Annotated in this window: 14 protein-coding genes; 10 read left to right on the plus strand and 4 right to left on the minus strand. The window is 67.9% G+C overall.

The window, feature by feature from the left end; translation table 11 throughout:
• Nucleotides 1-77 precede the first annotated feature (77 nt).
• Nucleotides 78-533 carry a MarR family transcriptional regulator gene (locus N5D45_RS09300; protein ID WP_008265191.1) on the minus strand — a complete coding sequence of 152 codons (456 nt, stop codon included), beginning with the start codon at nucleotides 531-533 and terminating at the stop codon, nucleotides 78-80.
• Nucleotides 534-1,222: 689 nt separating this feature from the next.
• Here N5D45_RS09300 and folE point away from each other — a divergent pair.
• From folE to N5D45_RS09320, 4 genes are all read left to right on the plus strand, one after another.
• Nucleotides 1,223-1,834, plus strand: coding sequence for a GTP cyclohydrolase I FolE (folE, locus tag N5D45_RS09305; protein ID WP_004141296.1), 612 nt, complete (start codon nucleotides 1,223-1,225; stop codon nucleotides 1,832-1,834).
• Between the two features lie 112 nt (nucleotides 1,835-1,946).
• Nucleotides 1,947-3,416, plus strand: coding sequence for a DUF3375 domain-containing protein (locus tag N5D45_RS09310; protein ID WP_010487509.1), 1,470 nt, complete (start codon nucleotides 1,947-1,949; stop codon nucleotides 3,414-3,416).
• Nucleotides 3,403-4,104, plus strand: coding sequence for a DUF4194 domain-containing protein (locus N5D45_RS09315; RefSeq protein WP_005421303.1), 702 nt, complete (start codon nucleotides 3,403-3,405; stop codon nucleotides 4,102-4,104). Before N5D45_RS09310 ends, N5D45_RS09315 begins: the two co-directional genes overlap by 14 nt.
• Before the next feature lie 16 nt (nucleotides 4,105-4,120).
• Entirely contained in the window at nucleotides 4,121-7,501 is a 3,381-nt protein-coding gene (locus tag N5D45_RS09320; RefSeq protein ID WP_010487513.1) for an SbcC/MukB-like Walker B domain-containing protein, read from the plus strand.
• Between the two features lie 105 nt (nucleotides 7,502-7,606).
• Here the strand turns inward: N5D45_RS09320 and N5D45_RS09325 are convergent, their stop codons facing one another.
• A complete protein-coding gene (locus tag N5D45_RS09325; protein ID WP_029380158.1) occupies nucleotides 7,607-8,386 on the minus strand; it encodes a sulfite exporter TauE/SafE family protein in 780 nt (259 codons plus the stop codon).
• Between the two features lie 102 nt (nucleotides 8,387-8,488).
• Between N5D45_RS09325 and N5D45_RS09330 the strand changes: the two genes are divergently transcribed.
• Nucleotides 8,489-8,881, plus strand: a complete 393-nt coding sequence (locus N5D45_RS09330) for a YchJ family protein (RefSeq protein WP_164194373.1) — start codon at nucleotides 8,489-8,491, stop codon at nucleotides 8,879-8,881.
• Nucleotides 8,882-8,884: 3 nt separating this feature from the next.
• Here the strand turns inward: N5D45_RS09330 and N5D45_RS09335 are convergent, their stop codons facing one another.
• Entirely contained in the window at nucleotides 8,885-10,165 is a 1,281-nt protein-coding gene (locus N5D45_RS09335; protein WP_164194370.1) for a GGDEF domain-containing protein, read from the minus strand.
• A 150-nt stretch (nucleotides 10,166-10,315) separates the two neighbouring features.
• On the opposite strand from N5D45_RS09335, the gene egtB reads away from it, so the two are divergent.
• The 5 genes from egtB (at nucleotide 10,316) to N5D45_RS09360 (ending at nucleotide 15,639) form a co-directional block, all read left to right on the plus strand.
• Nucleotides 10,316-11,587, plus strand: coding sequence for an ergothioneine biosynthesis protein EgtB (gene egtB, locus N5D45_RS09340; RefSeq protein WP_010487520.1), 1,272 nt, complete (start codon nucleotides 10,316-10,318; stop codon nucleotides 11,585-11,587).
• Nucleotides 11,584-12,558: an L-histidine N(alpha)-methyltransferase gene (egtD, locus tag N5D45_RS09345; protein ID WP_279938804.1), complete on the plus strand. Its 975-nt coding sequence runs from the start codon at nucleotides 11,584-11,586 to the stop codon at nucleotides 12,556-12,558. Before egtB ends, egtD begins: the two co-directional genes overlap by 4 nt.
• A gap of 84 nt (nucleotides 12,559-12,642) precedes the next feature.
• Nucleotides 12,643-13,908, plus strand: coding sequence for a lytic murein transglycosylase (locus tag N5D45_RS09350; RefSeq protein WP_164194364.1), 1,266 nt, complete (start codon nucleotides 12,643-12,645; stop codon nucleotides 13,906-13,908).
• Nucleotides 13,909-13,948: 40 nt separating this feature from the next.
• The gene (locus N5D45_RS09355) at nucleotides 13,949-14,815 is read left to right on the plus strand and encodes a D-hexose-6-phosphate mutarotase (RefSeq protein ID WP_164194362.1); all 867 of its coding nucleotides are present in this window, start codon (nucleotides 13,949-13,951) and stop codon (nucleotides 14,813-14,815) included.
• A 50-nt stretch (nucleotides 14,816-14,865) separates the two neighbouring features.
• Nucleotides 14,866-15,639: a DUF2628 domain-containing protein gene (locus N5D45_RS09360; RefSeq protein ID WP_057502445.1), complete on the plus strand. Its 774-nt coding sequence runs from the start codon at nucleotides 14,866-14,868 to the stop codon at nucleotides 15,637-15,639.
• Between the two features lie 6 nt (nucleotides 15,640-15,645).
• Here N5D45_RS09360 and N5D45_RS09365 read toward each other — a convergent pair whose 3' ends face one another.
• Nucleotides 15,646-16,833, minus strand: a complete 1,188-nt coding sequence (locus tag N5D45_RS09365) for a benzoate/H(+) symporter BenE family transporter (RefSeq protein WP_010487529.1) — start codon at nucleotides 16,831-16,833, stop codon at nucleotides 15,646-15,648.
• Between the last annotated feature and the right edge of the window lie 282 nt (nucleotides 16,834-17,115).

Here is a 17,115-nt window from a genome sequence, read left to right on the forward strand (position 1 = left end):
AGGGACAACAGAACAACGGCAACGGGCAAAAGCCGCTGGCGTATGCACGGCAGCGGCGGTGTTCGGGGGCAGCGCTCTTACGTGATGCGGTCGGCGGCCTCGGCCAGCAGGCGCCAGGCCTTCAGCACGGCGTGCAGTTCATCCATGGAAAGCTCGCCGAACACGTCCTGGCGCAGGCCGATCAGCTGGTCTTCCAGCTCGCTGACCAGCGCCTGCCCGGCGTCGGTCAGCCACAGCAGGTTGGCGCGGCGGTCGCTGGCATCGCTTTCGCGGCGGACCAGGTCGCTGGCGCACAGCTTGTCCAGCAGGCGCACCAGGGAGGGCCCTTCCATGCCCAGCTGCTGGGCCAGTGCCACCTGGCGGATGCCACCGCCGGAGCGTCCGATCATCAGCAGGGGCATGGTGCAGGCGGTGGAGATGCCGTAGCTGCCGAGCCGACTGTCGGCCAAGCGCTGCCACTGCCGCCCTGCGTACAGCAGGCCGGAGCTGAGCTGCATCTGCAGCACGGTGCGCTCGTCGAGGGGTCGGTCCATAAGAGATAGATAGGATACTACTAATTTCATTCCTATCAATAGGTTTTTCTGAATGGGTGGGGTGTAGTGAGGAAAGCGTTGCGCCTGTGTGGTGTCGGGTGGGGCAGCGGGCGCCGGACGGTGCAGGACACGCCGTGAACCCCCCTCCGGGGTCCGGCCCAGCCGCTGGCGGCTGTGCGTTCGGGCGCTTGCGAGGCATGCCTCGCAAGCAAAGCGCCCTCACCCTTGGGGGCTCGGCCGCGGCATCCATGCCGCGGACGGTCCTGCCCCGCCCGGCCCCCGCTGCCTTCCCATCCCCCGCGAGCGCGGTGGGTTGGCTCTTTAAAGGCAGGGGCAGAAGCCAAAGCTGTGCGGACCAACGGTTCGCACCCACCACAGCAGTCGCGCAGTCGCGCGGCGCTTCCGAAGCCATGAACCCAAGCTTTTGACCCCGCTTTCGGGCGGTCCGGCCGCGCCCTCAGGAAAACGTCAGGGAGGGGGAGAGGGGGTTGCGCGGGACCGTTGGCGCCATGGATGGCGCCATCGAGCCCCCAGGGACGGGTTCACGGCGTGTCCTGCGCAGCCCCCTCTCCTCCTCCAATCCGATAGCAACGACGCGCCAGCAACGACCCCCGATGAACCGTCCCAACAGGACGACCCACCCCCCGGTCGGGTACGATGCTCGCCCCCCGTTCGGGACGCTGTACGCAATGAGCAAGAACAACGAAAAGGCCGCCCCGCAGGGCGACGTGACCCAGGACCAGGCCGAGGATGCGGTGCGCACCCTGCTGCGCTGGGCCGGTGAGGACCCGTCCCGTGAAGGCCTGCTGGATACCCCCCGCCGTGTCGCCGAAGCCTACGGCGACTGGTTCAGCGGTTACCGCGACGACCCGCGCGCCTACATGGAGCGGACCTTCGAGGAAGTGGCCGGCTACGACGAACTCATCGTCCTGCGGGACATCGAGTACGAAAGCCACTGCGAGCACCACATGGCGCCGATCATCGGCCGCGTGCACGTCGGCTACCTGCCGGCCGGCAAGGTGGTGGGCATCAGCAAGCTGGCCCGCGTCGTCGAAGCCTACGCCCGGCGCTTCCAGGTGCAGGAAAAGATGACCGCGCAGATCGCCCAGTGCATCCAGGATGTGCTGCAGCCGATCGGTGTCGGCGTGGTCGTTGAAGGCGCCCACGAGTGCATGACCACGCGCGGCATCCACAAGCGCGGCGTCAGCATGGTCACCTCCAAGATGCTGGGCAGCTTCCGCGACGACGCGCGCACCCGCGCCGAGTTCCTGCGCTTCATCGAAGTGGGCGGCAAGCGCTGAGCCGCTTGCCCGCACCGCGCCGGCCCCTGGCGGCCGGCATGCCCACGGCTGCCCCCGCGGCAGCCGTGCATGGCGGCTCGTCCCTGTCAGCCCTACAGACTTCTTTCGCTGCATGAAGCATCGCGAACGTATTGCCCGTTACCGCCACCTGCGCGAACAGCCCCAGTGGAAGCTGCTTGCCGCCGACCACGCCCCGGAAATCATCGGCCTGTTGCAGGGCCTGCTGATGGACGGCGAGCGCACGTTGCCTTCATCGGTGCTCAACGAGCGCCTGCAGCGCGCGCTGGACCAGCTGGCCGGCGATGAACTCTCGCGCGAGCTGCCGCGTACCGCGCAGGCCTACATCGCGCACTGGCTGGCCCAGGGCTGGCTGGAACGCCGTTTGCCCGAAGGCGCCGACCAGGAGCAGTACGAGCTGTCCACCGCCGCACTGCAGGCGATCCGCTTCGCCGACGGCCTCGAGCAGGCCCGCGTGGCCGCCACCGAAAGCCGCCTGGCGCTGGTCATTGAGCAGCTCTCGGCGCTGGCTGCGCAGACCGAAGCCGATCCTGATGCGCGCCTGTCCGCGCTGCACGACGAGCGCGACCGCATCGATGCCGAAATCGCCCGGGTCGGCACTGGCCGCGTGGTTGCGCTGGACGGCAAGCGCGCGCTGGAACGCACCCGCCAGATCATCGGTCTGGCCGACGAGCTGACCGAGGACTTCCGCCGTGTGCGCGATGACTTCGAGCAGCTCAATCGCGATTTCCGCGAACGCATCATCGACGACGAGGGCGAGCGCGGCGACGTGTTGTCGCAGCTGTTCGAAGGCGTGGATGTCATCGGCGAAAGTGACGCCGGGCGCAGTTTCCAGGCGTTCTGGCGCCTGCTCAACGACGCCGAGCAGAGCGCCCAGCTCGATGCCGCGCTGGAAGCGGTGCTGGCGCGTGGCTTTGCGCGCCGCCTGGACCGCAACGAACGCAACTTCCTGCGCAGCTTCACCAGCACCATGCTCGAACGCGGTGGCCAGGTGCACGACGTGCTGCAGAACTTCGCGCGCAGCCTGCGCGGCTTCGTGCAGAGCCGTGGCTACCTGGAACAGCGTCGCCTCAACCAGCTGCTGAAGCAGGCGCAGTCCGAAGCGCTGGCCCTGCGCGACGAATTCCCCGCACAGCGTGGCATCGGCCGTGACCTGCAGTTGACCACCAGCCGCCTGCGCTCGTGGTCGCAGTGGAGGCTGCACGATCCGCGCAGTGCCCAGGTCGATGGCAATGTCGAGTACAACGACGCCGCGGCCATCAGCCTGGAAAGCGTCGGTGATCTGGTCGCCTCGTCCGAAATCGATTTCCGTACCCTGCGCCGCGACCTGCACGACCTGCTCGATGCACAGCCGCGGCTCAGCATCGCCCAGGCCCTGTCGCAGCGCGAAGCGCCGCAGGGCCTCGGCAGCGTCATCGGCTACCTGTCGCTGGGCACGCGCTTCGGCAACGTGGTTGCCGGCGAGCAGGAGCTTGCGCAATGGCGTGGTGGCGACGGCCAGATCCGTCGCGCCCGCATCCCGCTGGTTTGGTTCACTCAGGAGAGACGCCATGAGCTGGCATGAAGATCCCATCGACGCACCGCAGGCCGACGTGGCGGAAGACGCCTACGAGGCCGAGCCGGTGGCGGCCGTGGCGCAGCCCCGCCGTGGCAACGACGTGTATTACCTCGGCGATACCGGGCGCCTGCCGCTGGATGCGCGCCGCGCGCTGTGCCAGCTGCTGATCGGCCCCAGCATCGACCAGCTGCGCCACGCCAAACTGTGGCCAGCGCTGATCCGCAGCGAGGCGGCCATCCGCTCGTCGCTGGCGGACCTGTTCCTGGAACTGGTGCTCGATCGTGACAGCGGCGTGGCGTTCACCCGCCAGGCCGATACCGAAGACGTTGATGCGCCGGTGCTGCTGCGCACCTCGCCGCTGACCTTCATCGACTCGGTGCTGCTGCTGTACCTTCGCCAACAGCTGGCCGAGGCCGATGCGCGCGGCAACCGCGCGGTGGTCGCCGACGCCGAGATGGCCGAAGCGCTGGCCATCTACGAGAAGAACCTGTCCACCGACCGCGCCGGCTTCAACCGCCGTGTCGCTTCGGCGGTGCAGAAGATGAAGGACAACCACATCCTGACCCGCCTCAGCGGCCAGGAAGACCGCCACGAAGTCTCGCCGGCGCTGAAGCTGCTGTTCTCCGCCGAAGACGTGTCCCAGCTCTCGGCGGTCTACCGCCAGCTGCGCGAAACCCCGGCCGCCGAGGCCTGAGAGACCCGACCATCGCATGGCTATCTCCAAGCACACTCCCGCCCTGTTCAACGAAGGCCTGCCGGACCCGCGCCTGCAGCAGTTCCGCATGCGCCGCCTGCAGGTGCACAACTGGGGTACCTTCAACGGCCTGACCGAAGTGCCGATCGCCGAGCGCGGCTTCCTGTTCGTCGGCCGTTCCGGCTCGGGCAAGTCGACCCTGCTCGATGCCATGTCCGCGCTGCTGACGCCGCCGGCCATCGTCGACTTCAACGCAGCCGCGCGTGAAGCCGAACGCAGTGGCCGCGACCGCAACCTGGTGTCCTACGTGCGTGGCGCGTGGGCCGACCAGCAGGACAGCGGCACCGGCGAAATCGCCACCCAGTACCTGCGCAAGGGCGCCACCTGGACCGCGCTGGTGCTGGAATACCGCGCCGGCGATGGCCGCGTGGTCAGCCTGGTGCGCCTGCTGTGGATCTCCGGCAACGGCACCTCGGCCGGCGATGTGCGCAAGCACTACATGATCGCCGAGCGCCCGTTCGACATCGCCAAGGATCTTGGTGGTTTCGACCTGGACCTGCGCAAGCTCAAGCAGAAGCTGTCCGACCTGCACCACTTCGACACCTTCTCCGGTTACGCCGAGCGCTTCCGCGACCTGCTCGGCATCGACAACGAGATGGCGCTGCGCCTGCTGCACAAGACGCAGTCGGCGAAGAACCTGGGCGACCTCAATGTCTTCCTGCGCGACTTCATGCTCGACACGCCGAAGACCTTCGACGCCGCCGAGCGCCTGGTCAGCGACTTCGCCGAGCTTGATGGCGCGCACCAGGCGGTGGTCACTGCCCGCCGCCAGGTGGAAACCCTGTTGCCGGCGCGCGCCTACTACAACGACCTGAAGGAAATGCATCGCCGGCGTGGCGACGACGAAGCGCTGAAGCTCGGTGTTGACAGCTTCCGCGAAAGCCGGCGCCAGGCGCTGATCGAGGCGCGCCTGCGCGAGATGGACGTGCGTGACCGCGGCCTGCTTGGCGAAGAAGCCCAGCGCCGTGCCGCACTGGACAACCACACCGAGCGCCTGGCCGAACTGGAGCTGCAGCGCCGCCAGCAGGGCGGTGAGCGCATCGAGGAACTGGAACGCGAGCAGGGTCGTGCCGAAGCTGAGCGCGACCGCCGCCAGGCCAAGCGCGAGCAGGCACGCCAGGCGGCGCAGCAGCTGCAGGCGGAACTGCCGGACGACGCCCACGGCTTCGCCGAGCTGGTCGAGCGCGCGCAGAACGAGCTGCAGGACCGCCAGCGTGCCTCTTCGGCGCTGGACGACGCGATCAGCGATCGCCTGGGTGGCAAGCGCGATGACGAGCGCCGCTTCGGCGAAGTCCGTGCGGAACTCGAAGCGATGCAGCGCACGCCGTCCAACATCCCTGCGCCGATGCAGAAGCTGCGCGCGCGCCTGGCCGAGGAAACGGGCATCGCCGAAGCAGCGCTGCCGTTCGTTGGCGAACTGATCCAGGTCCGCTCCGAAGAGCAGGGCTGGCAGGGTGCCATCGAGCGCGTGCTGGGCGGTTTCGCGCTGTCGCTGCTGGTCGATGACAAGCATTACAACGACGTCGCCGAGTGGGTGAACCGCACCCACCTGGGCATGCGCTTCACCTACTACCGCGTGCGCCGCAACGATGATGCGTTCGCGCGCGAGCCGTCGGCGAAGTCGCTGCTGCACAAGCTGGAACTGCGCGAGCACGTGTTCGAAAGCTGGCTGCGCCGTGAGCTTGGCAAGCGCTTCGACTACGAGTGCGTCGATGCCAAGCAGCTGCGCAACGTCGATCGCGGCATCACCCGCGAAGGCCAGGTCAAGCATCCGGGCGACCGCTTCGAGAAGGACGACCGCAGTGCGGTGGGTGACCGCCGTCGCTGGATTCTCGGCTTCAACAACCACGACAAGGTCGGCGCCTTCGAGCGTGAAGCACAGGAACTGGCCAAGCGCATCGCCGGCTGCGAGACCGACATCGCGCGCCTGCGTGGCCAGCGTGATCGCGACAACGAACGCCGCCTGGCCTGCCACGAGCTGGTCAGCATCAGCTGGAACGAGATCGATATCGCCGCCCCGCAGCAGCGCCTCAGCGATATCGAAGCGACGCTGCGCGACCTGCGCGAAGGCAATGCCGACCTCGCCAAGCTGGCCAAGCAGATCGATGCGGTGCGCGCGGACATCGAACAGTCGCGCCGCACCTATGAAGACGTGCGTGTCGAGCGCGGCCAGCTGGTCAAGGAGCGCGATCGCCTTGACCGCGCACGCCAGCAGAGCCGTGCGCTGGTGCTGCCGAGCCTGGCCCAGGAGCAGGAAGCCGGCCTCGCCGAGCGCCTTCAGGAGCAGGGCCCGCTCAGCCTGGAAACGCTGGAAGCGCACATGCGCCAGGTCAGCAACGCGCTGAACGAGCAGCTGTCTTCCTCGCAGCAGGACCTCAACCGCATCGAGAACCAGCTGATCGGCTGCTTCCGTCGCTTCATCCAGCAGTGGCCGGAGGAATCGGGCGACTTCACCGTCTCGGTGGCCTCGGCCGAGGACTTCCTCGCGCGCCTCGAACGCCTGGAACGCGATGGCCTGCCGCAGCACGAAGAGCGCTTCTTCGACCTGCTGCAGAACCAGAGCAAGAACAACCTGCTGGCCCTGCAGCGGCACAGCGCCGAGGCCCGCAAGTCGATCGGCCAGCGCCTGGACGAAGTGAACGCCAGCCTGGAACAGGTGCCGTTCAACCGAGGCACGCTGCTGACCATCGAACTGAACGACCGACGCCTGCCGGAAGTCGGCGAGTTCCACCTGCAGCTGCGCGAAGTGCTGTCGCAGCAGCAGACCGAGCAGCGCGAGCTGGCCGAATCGCAGTTCACCGTGCTGCGCCAGCTGGTCAACCGCCTGGGCTCGCAGGAAGGCGAGGACAAGCGTTGGCGCGAGCTGGTGCTGGACGTGCGCATGCACGTGGAGTTCATCGGCGTCGAGCTGGATGCGGAAACGCGCCAGCAGGTCGAGATCTACCGCAGCGGCGCCGGCAAGTCCGGTGGCCAGCGCCAGAAGCTGGCCACGACCTGCCTGGCGGCCGCGCTGCGCTACCAGCTCGGTGGTGCCGACAGCCAGCTGCCCAGCTACGCCGCAGTGGTGCTCGACGAAGCCTTCGACAAGGCCGATAACGAGTTCACCGCGCTGGCGATGAACATCTTCGACAACTTCGGCTTCCAGATGGTGGTCGCCACCCCGCTGAAGTCGGTGATGACGCTGGAACCGTTCATCGGCGGCGCCTGCTTCGTCGAGATCAGCGGCCGCCACGACTCCGGCGTGCTGCTGATCGAGTACGACGAAGAAGGCAAGCGCCTGAAGCTGCCCGAGCGCAGCCGCCAGCAGGCCAACGAACCGGAAGAAGCCGAGGCCTGAGCGCCTCGGGCAATCCACCTGTAGGGCCGAGCCATGCTCGGCTGCTCTTCGCGACCTGAAACAATGTGCCAACCAAGGTTGGCACCTGCCATTTCATAACGTCCCTCACGAACCGCGGAACGTATCCCACGCCATCCGCGCGATCAGCACCACCACCAGCCCCACGAACAGCTTGCGGATGAACGGCGTGCCGCCCTTCAGCGCCAGTCGCGTGCCCACCACCGAACCGATGATGTTGGCCGCTGCCATCGGCAGCGCGAACAGCCACAGGATGTTGCCGGTCGGCACGAAGAACGAGATCGCCGCCACATTCGTCGCCAGGTTAACCACCTTCGACGCCGCTGACGCGCGCAGGAAATCCAGCCCGAAGAAGCGTACGAACAGGAAGATCAGGAAGCTGCCGGTGCCCGGCCCGAAGAAGCCGTCGTAGAAGCCGATCGCCGCACCGATCGCCAGCGCGATCGCCAGCTCGCGGCGACCGATCTCCTGCGGGCGGTGCAGCGCGCCGAAGTCCTTCTTCCACAGTGTGTAGGCCAGCATCGCGATCAGCAGCACCAGCACCAGTGGGCGCACCGCGTCCTTGGGCAGCAGGCTTACCGCCGTGGCCCCGGCGAAGGAGAAGATGAAGGCCGTACCGGCCGCGAACAGTACCGGCTTCCACGGGAAGCGCACATTGCGCGCATAGCGCCAGGCCGCCGCACCGGTACCGAACATCGAACTGAACTTGTTGGTACCAAACAGCATCGCTGGCGTCTGCTGCGGCAGCACCGTGAACAGTCCAGGCAGCTGCACCAGGCCACCGCCACCCACGGCGGCATCCACAAGACCGGCGATGAAGGCGATCACCACCAGCCACCACAACTCGGGGGGAACCAGTTCCAGCACGGCGATCAATCAAGGTGGGGGCGCGACAGCATACGCCTGTCCTGTACCCGGCGACCTGTGCCGTGCGTGGATCAATCCGCGCAACCCGGCGACAATGCTGATATGAGCCGAAAACCTGCCGATCCCTGTCCCTGCGGCCTGCCCGCCGACTATGCTGCCTGCTGCGGCCGCTTCCACGCCGGTGAAGCCGCGCCGGATGCCGAGCGCCTGATGCGTTCGCGCTACAGCGCCTATGTGCGGGGCCTGGCCGACTACCTGCGCCAGAGCTGGCACCCGGACACGCGTCCGGCCGAGTTGTCGCTGGATGATGCGCCCGGCCAGCGTACGTATTGGCTGGGCCTGACCGTGCACGAGCACACCGTCACCGGCGCCGGCAGCGCTGAGGTCCGGTTCACCGCGCGCTACCGGGTGGGCGGCGGCAGCGCGGTGAAGATGACCGAGCACAGCCGCTTCCTGCGCATCGAAGACCGCTGGTATTACCTCGACGCGCTCTGAGCCTCAGCCACCGCGTACTGCCAGCGCGCCCTGCCCGGCATACGCGCGCACCTGGTTGCGGCCTCCGTCCTTGGCGACGTACAGCGCCTGGTCGGCAGCCTTGACCACCGCCGCCGGCCGCAGACCGACGCGGGTGTCGGCCAGACCGATGCTTACCGTTACCTGCACTACCTGTCCGCTGCCGCCGCGCCCGCGCTGCTGGCGCCCGGCGTCATCGTCGCGGCTGCGGGTGCTGCGGTCACGCAGCTGCATGCGGGTGTCCTCGATGCTCTGCCGCAAGGCTTCCACGGCATCGACACAGGCCATTGCCGGGCGGTCCAGGAACACCACCGCGAACTCCTCGCCGCCATAGCGGAACGCACGTCCACCATCACCGACCCGCGCCAGCCGCGAGGCCACCAGGCGCAGCACGTCGTCGCCGGTGTCGTGACCGTGGGTATCGTTGAACGATTTGAAGTGGTCCACGTCCACCATCGCGATGCTGTAGGTGCCGCGTGCCCGCTGCAGGGTCTCGTTGAACGCGCGGCGCCCGGGCAGGCCGGTCAGCTCATCGCGGAAGGCCATGTGGAAGGACTCCTGCAGCATCGCACCCAGCATCAGCAGCAGGGCGGCGCTGCTCAGCGCCGGCAGCAGCACCGGCTGCAGGAACACCCTCGGCAGCATCCACCACAGGCACAGCAGGGCCAGCAGCATTGCTGTATGCAGCGGCCTCGGATGCCGCCATGCCTGCCAGCCCAGCGCCGCGGTAGCCAGCAGGAACAGCAGCGCCGGCAGCTGCGCCAGCGCGTTCCACTCGGCCGGGATCCACGCCCAGTGACGGTTCGACAGCAGATCGTGCATGCCGCGCGGCTGCTGCGTGGCCAGCAGCAGGAAGATCAGCAGCGCCGTACCGCTGGCGACGGAGCGCAACAGCAGGTCGTGGCGACGACGCCCGCGCTCCGGCCACAACGACAGGCCGGCAAACAGCAATGGCAGCCACGCCGAGATGGCATGGAAGCGCAGGGGTGTCAGCGCGCCGACATGGCCGCTGCACAGGTAGCCGCCCACGTCCTGGTGCAGCAGCGCGAACATGACCGCCACCACCAGCAGCAGGCAGAGCGGACGTACCTGGTGGTAAAGCAGGGCCAGGCCGGCACCGAGGCAGGCCAGCAGCCAGGGCAGGATGCGCTGCGCCGGGCTGGCCACGTCTGCGGTATCCAATGCGGTCCATACCACTACGGCAACCAGCAGGGCGGGCAGCACGAACAGGTAGTGCGCAGGCTGGCGGAGCGGATGCAGGGGCAAGCAGGAATTCCAGCGCGGTGACGACGCGGCCGCAGCATTGCCGTTAGCGGCGTTCGGGGTGGCTTCTTGAATGCGGCAGGCTCATCCATGTGAACGAAGTGACGCTGAACCATGACATTGCACTCACCGTCCAGCGCCGATGCTGCCCACATGGACAGCGTACCCGCCGCCGTCGCTGCCCCGCAGCACGATCTCGCCCACCAGTTCGCACGGGTGCGTGCGCGCAGCATGCAACTGGCCGCGCCGCTCAGCGCCGAGGACGCCATGCTGCAGAGCATGGCCGATGCCAGCCCGAGCAAATGGCACCTGGCCCACACCACCTGGTTCTTCGAACGCTTCGTGCTGGCGGGTTTCACTGCTGCACCGGCGCATGACCCGGCCTGGGATTACCTGTTCAACAGCTACTACAAGAGCATCGGGCCGGCGCATGCCCGGCCGCAGCGTGGGCTGCTGTCGCGGCCATCGCTGCAGCAGGTGCGCGACTACCGCCAGCAGGTCGATGCACAGGTGCAATCGCGGCTGGCGGCAGGCGACCTTGATGAGCAGGCACTGCAGCATCTGCAGTTGGGCCTGCAGCACGAACAGCAGCACCAGGAACTGCTGCTCACCGACATCAAGCATGCGTTCTGGTGCAACCCGTTGCAGCCCGCCTACCGCGAGGACCTGCAGCCTGCCGCCAGCGCTGCCAGCGCGCAGGGCTGGATCGAATCACCCGAGCGCATCGTCACCGTCGGTGCCGCAGCTTGGCCGCAGCACGCCGCCTTCGCCTACGACAACGAATCGCCGGCGCATCGCGTGCTGCTCCCCGCGCATGCGCTCGCTGAGCGTCCCGTCAGCAATGCCGAGTACCGCGCCTTCATCGACGCCGGCGGCTACCGCGAGCCGCGCTGGTGGCTCAGTGAAGGCTGGGCAATGCGTGAAGCCGAGGACTGGCGGCATCCGCTGTACTGGGATGACGCCCTGCAGCGCGAGTACACCCTGGGCGGTTGGCGCGGACTGGATCCGCACGCGCCGGTCTGCCACCTCAGCTACTACGAGGCCGATGCCTTCGCCCGCTGGGCCGGCGCGCGCCTGCCCAGCGAGTTCGAGTGGGAGGCCGCTGCCGCGTCGCAGCCGCTGCGCGGCCATTTCGCCGATGACGATCGGCTGCACCCGCAGGCAGCGCAGGGCCGTGGACTGCGGCAGCTGTTCGGCGATGTATGGGAATGGACCCACAGCGCGTATGGCGCCTACCCGGGCTTCCGCCCCTTCGCCGGCAACCTCGGTGAATACAACGGCAAGTTCATGTGCGGGCAATGGGTACTGCGCGGCGGCAGCTGCGTGACGCCCCGCGGCCATGTGCGCGCCAGCTACCGCAACTTCTTCATGCCACCGGCGCGCTGGCAGTTCTCCGGGCTGCGTCTGGCCAGGGACCTCGCATGAGTACGGTGCAGGATGCGCGGCAGGCGTTGACCGATCTCACCCCCGGCCGCCAGCAGGTCCTCACCGACGTGGTGGCCGGGTTGTCGCGCACGCCCCGCCAGCTGCCGTCCAAATACTTCTACGATGCACGCGGCTCGCGCCTGTTCGAGCAGATCACGCAGACCCCCGAGTACTACCCCACGCGCACCGAGCTGGCCCTGCTGGCGCGCGTGCTGCCGGACATCGCCCGCACCGCTGGCCCGCGCCTGCACGTGGTGGAGCTGGGCAGCGGCAGCGGACGCAAGACCGCGCTGCTGCTGGCCGCGCTGCAGAACCCCGTGGCCTACACCCCGATCGAGATCTCGCGCGCCGCGCTGCTGTCCAGCATCGACCATCTGGCACCGGCGCTGCCCGAGGTGGAGATGCTGCCGGTCTGTGCCGACTTCACCCATCCCGTGGCCGTGCCCCTGCCCGAACGCGAAGCCGCGCGACGACTGCTGTTCTTCCCCGGTTCCACGCTGGGCAACTTTGAAGGCGAAGACGCCGTCGCCCTGCTGCGGGCGATGCGCCAGACGATGGGGCGCGACGGCCTGGCCCTGGTCGGGATCGATCTGCACAAGGACCCGGCCCTGATCGAGGCGGCCTACAACGACGCGCAGGGCCTCACCGCCGCATTCACCCTCAACCTGCTGGCGCGCCTCAACCGCGAGATCGGCAGCGACTTCGATCTCGATGGCTTCCGTCATCGTGCCCGCTACAGCGTCGCGCGGCTGCGCATCGAGACCGATCTGGTCAGCCAGCGGGCACAGGACGTCCATCTGGATGGCCGGACCTTCCACTTTGTGGCCGACGAACCGATTCGTGTGGAGTACAGCCACAAGTACACCGACGACAGCTTCGAGGCGCTGCTGCGGGAGGCGGGACTGCAGGTCACGCAACGCTGGAATGCCGACAGTCCCGCCTACGGCCTGCGCCTGCTGCGTGCCATCTAGGGCGGACGGCCAGCCGGTGCCCCTTCAGGTTCAGCAGTACCGCTACCCCTAAGATGGCCGTGCAACGGCAACACGGAGGACGCCATGCCCATTCTGACCACGCTCGGCCTGGCGGCCGCTCTCGCCTCGCCCCCCGTGCTGCCTGCAGCATCCAATGCCACCGTCGATCCGGCCTTCAGCCGCTGCCTGGCGGGCCTGCAGGCCACCGCTGCGACACAAGGCATCAGTCCCGACCGTTTCAACGAGATCACCGCCGGGCTCACCCCGGACCCCAGCGTGCTCGGCCTGCTCGATGCGCAGCCCGAATTCACCACGCCGATCTGGGACTACCTGGCCGCGCTGGTCGATCGCCAGCGCGTGGCTGATGGTCGCGCCATGCTGCAGCAGCACCGCGACCTGCTCGATCGGGTCTCGGCGCAGTACGGCGTCGATCCGGCCACCATCGTCGCGGTCTGGGGCGTGGAGAGCGACTACGGCCGCGTGTTCGGCAAGCGCCCGTTGCTGCAATCACTGGCCACGCTGTCCTGCGCCGGCCGTCGCCAACCCTTCTTCCGCGGTGAACTGCTGGCGCTGCTCAAGCTGATCGACCGCGGGGACCTGCAGGCCCAGGGGCTCACCGGTTCCTGGGCCGGTGCCTTCGGGCATACGCAGTTCATGCCCAGTACCTATGCACGCATTGCCGTGGACGGTGATGGCGATGGCCGCCGCGATCTGGTCGGCAGCATTCCCGATGCGCTGGCGTCCACCGCCAACTACCTCAAGCGCGCCGGGTGGCGCAGCGGAGAGCCGTGGGGCATGGAAGTTCGCGTTCCTGCCGGCTTCAACGCCAGCCGGGCGGGGCGCACCCAGCGTCGCGCCCTGGCCGACTGGCGTGCGCAGGGCGTGACCGCGCTGGATGGCAGCGCGTTGGCTCCGGTCAACCTGCCGGCGGATGCGCGCGCCGCCCTGCTGCTGCCGGCCGGCAACAAGGGCCCGGCATTGCTGGTGTTCCGCAACTACGACGCGATCTACAGTTACAACGCCGCCGAAAGCTATGCGCTGGCGATCGCGACGCTGGCTGAGCAATTGCGTGGCGGCAACGGGCTGGCCACCGCCTGGCCGACCGATGACCCGGGCCTGGGCCGCGATGAGCGCCGCCAGCTGCAGACCCTGCTGCTGGCCCGTGGCCACGACATCGGTGCCGCCGACGGCATGATCGGTACCGCCACGCGTCGCGCGATCCAGACCGAGCAGCAGCGCCTGGGCTGGAGTGAGGTGGACGGCCGCGCCGGCCAGCGCATCCTGCGCACGCTGCAGGAAGAGGCCGCTATCGCACCCGCTGGGCAGAAGGCCTTGCCGGCGGCACGTTGACCGCGACATCATCCCCGCGGTCTTCAAGGAGCGTCATCGCATGCAGTTGAATCCGGACATCAGCACCGGCCTGTATCACGGCCTGGAGGCCTGGCAGGTGCGAACCGCCAATGCCACGGCGGTCGTCAGTGTGTTTGGTGGCCAGCTGCTGTCGTTCATTCCCGATGGGCAGCCCGACCTGCTGTGGCTTTCGCCCACGCGCGCCGAGCTGCCTACGCCCATCCGCGGTGGCGTTCCGGTGTGCTGGCCGTGGTTCGGGCGCCAGGGCCAGAGTGCCGATGTACCGGCGCATGGCCTGGTACGTACCGCGCGCTGGGAGCTTCTGCAGGCCAGCCAGAGCGATGACGGTGAGGTCGAGCTGCAGTTGGCGCCGGCGCCCTGCACTGATCCCGGCCTGCGCCTGCAGATGCAGCTGCGCATCGGCCGCCAGCTGCGCCAGCAGCTGGTCACCCAGAACACCGGAACCTCGCCGGTGACCTTCACCCAGGCCCTGCACAGCTATTTCCGGGTGGGCGATGCCAACCGGGTCGAGGTCGAGGGCCTTGATGGCCTGCAGTACCTGGACAAGTACGAGGACTATGCGCAGCTGCGCCTGCAACAGGGACCGTGGTCATTGCGCGATCCGCGTGATCCCGGTCGCAGCGATCGCATCTATACCGGTGCCGGCGGCCATTACGTGCTGCGTGACCCCGTACTGCAGCGGCGGATCGAGATCCGCAGCGAAGGCAGCCAGACCCTGGTGGCCTGGAATCCCGGTGCCGAGGCCGCAGCCAGGATGTCCGATGTCGGCGATGGGTGGCACGATTACGTCTGCCTGGAAGTGGCCAACGCAGGCCCGGAGCAGATTACGCTTGCGCCGGGTGCGCGCCATCAGCTGGTGCAGACCCTGACCAGTGCCGCGCTGTAGGCGCTGGCAGCGATTTCAGTTTGTCGATGCAGGTAGCAAGGACGGAAAACATGCAGGAAGCACAATGGTGGTACGCCAATGGCAGGCAGAGCAGTGGGCCGGTGGATCTGGCCGGTCTTCGCCAGCTGCAGCAGGAAGGGACGGTTACGGCGCGCACGCTGCTCTGGTGCGAAGGCATGCCCTCATGGCGGCCGTTGTCGGAACTGGAGCAGGCTTCCACGCCCATCGAGGTGGCCCCGGCCCCGGATATCGACGCAGCCCCTGCGGTTGAGGGCATCGCGCCGAGTGTCGGCGATCCGTCCGATCCCTATCGAGCGCCGGTCGCTGTACCGGATAGGGCCGTGGCTGCCGGGCTGGAGGGCGAGATGGCCTTGTACGCCAGCGTGGTCGGCGGCAACTTCCCGATCTACCGCCAGCGCTGGCGGCTGGATCAGGGCATTGCCACGGGCAGTGGCACCTGGCACTGGCCGGCCTTCCTGCTCGGCCTGATCTGGATGATGTACCGCAGGATGTACCGCCTGGCGGCGATGTGGGCTGGCCTGCTGTTGCTGATCAGCGTGGTGGAGACCTTGCTGGACGTGCCGGATGGCCTGTCGCTGGTCATCACCTTGGCACTCAGCATCACCACCGGCATCTTTGGCAACAGCTGGTACCTGGCACACTGCCAGCGCCTGATCGCCCAGGCCCGAGCCATCACCGGCGGCGATGACGCACGGCTGCGCAGCGAGCTGACCGCGCGCGGCGGCACCAGCGTGGTCGCCACACTGATCGCCATCGTCATCGCGGTGGTACTGAGCACCGTCGGTGCCGCATTGGCGGGGTAGGGTGGGTCAGCGGCCCTGACGGGGCCGCAGCACCAGCAGGCACAGCGCACCGGCCACCAAGCCCCAGAATGCCGAGCCGATGCCGGCCAGTGAAACGCCCGAGGCGGTGACCAGGAAGGTGACCAGTGCCGCCTCGCGGTCCCGCTCCACCGCCAGCGCACTGGCCAGGCTGTTGGCGATGGTGCCGAACAGCGCAATACCGGCCACGCAGGCCACCAGCTCCTTCGGGAACGCAGCGAACAGCGCGGCCACGGTGGCACCGAACAGTCCGATGACGATGTAGAAGGCACCTGCCGCCATGGCGGCGGTATAGCGTCGTGCCGGGTCCTCATGCGCATCGCGACCCATGCAGATCGCCGCGGTGATTGCCGCCAGGTTCAGCGCGTACGCCCCGAATGGTGCCAGCAGCGTATTGACCACACCGATCCAGCCGATCAGCGGCGACACCGGGGCGTCGTAGCCGGAGGCCCGCATCACCGCCACGCCCGGAATGTTCTGCGAGGCCATGGTGACCACGAACAGGGGCAGGGCGATGCCGGCCACCGCCGTCCAGGACAAGGATGGGGTCACCCATTGCGGTACCGCCAGTTGCAGCTGTACCTGCTGTGCGTGCAGCAGGCCACGGCTGGCCGCGACCGCGATGCCGACCAGCAGGGTGGCGATGACCGCATAGCGCGGGAACAGGCGGCGTCCGGCCAGCCAGGTGGCAAACATCGCCAGCGCCAGCACCAGCTGGGTGTTCATGGCCACGAACACGTCCAGACCGAAGCGCAGCAGGACGCCGGCCAGCATGCCGGCGGCCAGCGCCATCGGCACCCGCTGCATCAATCGGGCGAAGATGCCGGAGAAGCCTGCCAGCATGCCCAGCACCGCGGCGAGCAGGAATGCACCGGTGGCTTCAGCGAGCGAGGCGCCACCGGCACCGACCACCAGCATTGCCGCGCCCGGTGTCGACCACGCGGTCACCACCGGCACGCGATAGCGCAGCGACAGCCCGATGCAGGTGACACCCATGCCCAGTCCCAGTGCCCACATCCATGAGGCGATCTGTGCCTGGTTGGCACCGACGGCTTGTGCAGCCTGGAACACGATGACGGCCGAACTGGCGAAGCCAACCAGCACAGTAATGAAGCCGGCAACGAGAGCCGGTACTGAAAGGTCGCGCCACCATGCTTGCCGCACCTGCATGTTCATTGCCGTCTCTCCTGTGTGCATCCATGCATTGATAGCGGTTGCGGCGTTGACCGCGCAACGCGCGGGCAACGCCGCAGCGATCTTCGAGCGTACGCCATGCCTGATGTCGCGGTGCTTCTGTCATCACCATGCAAAAAAGCGCTTGACGAAATCTGCAGGATCTCTAGAATTCGCTCCCTTGCTGCAGCGCACCGCTTCTTCGGAAACGGCACGCAAACAGCAACGCCACCACCGACGAACGAGATGATCGAACGAAGGTGTTGACGGACTCGAAAAGTCCGG

Source organism: Stenotrophomonas sp. GD03819, from assembly GCF_029841665.1.
Lineage (GTDB): Bacteria > Pseudomonadota > Gammaproteobacteria > Xanthomonadales > Xanthomonadaceae > Stenotrophomonas > Stenotrophomonas geniculata.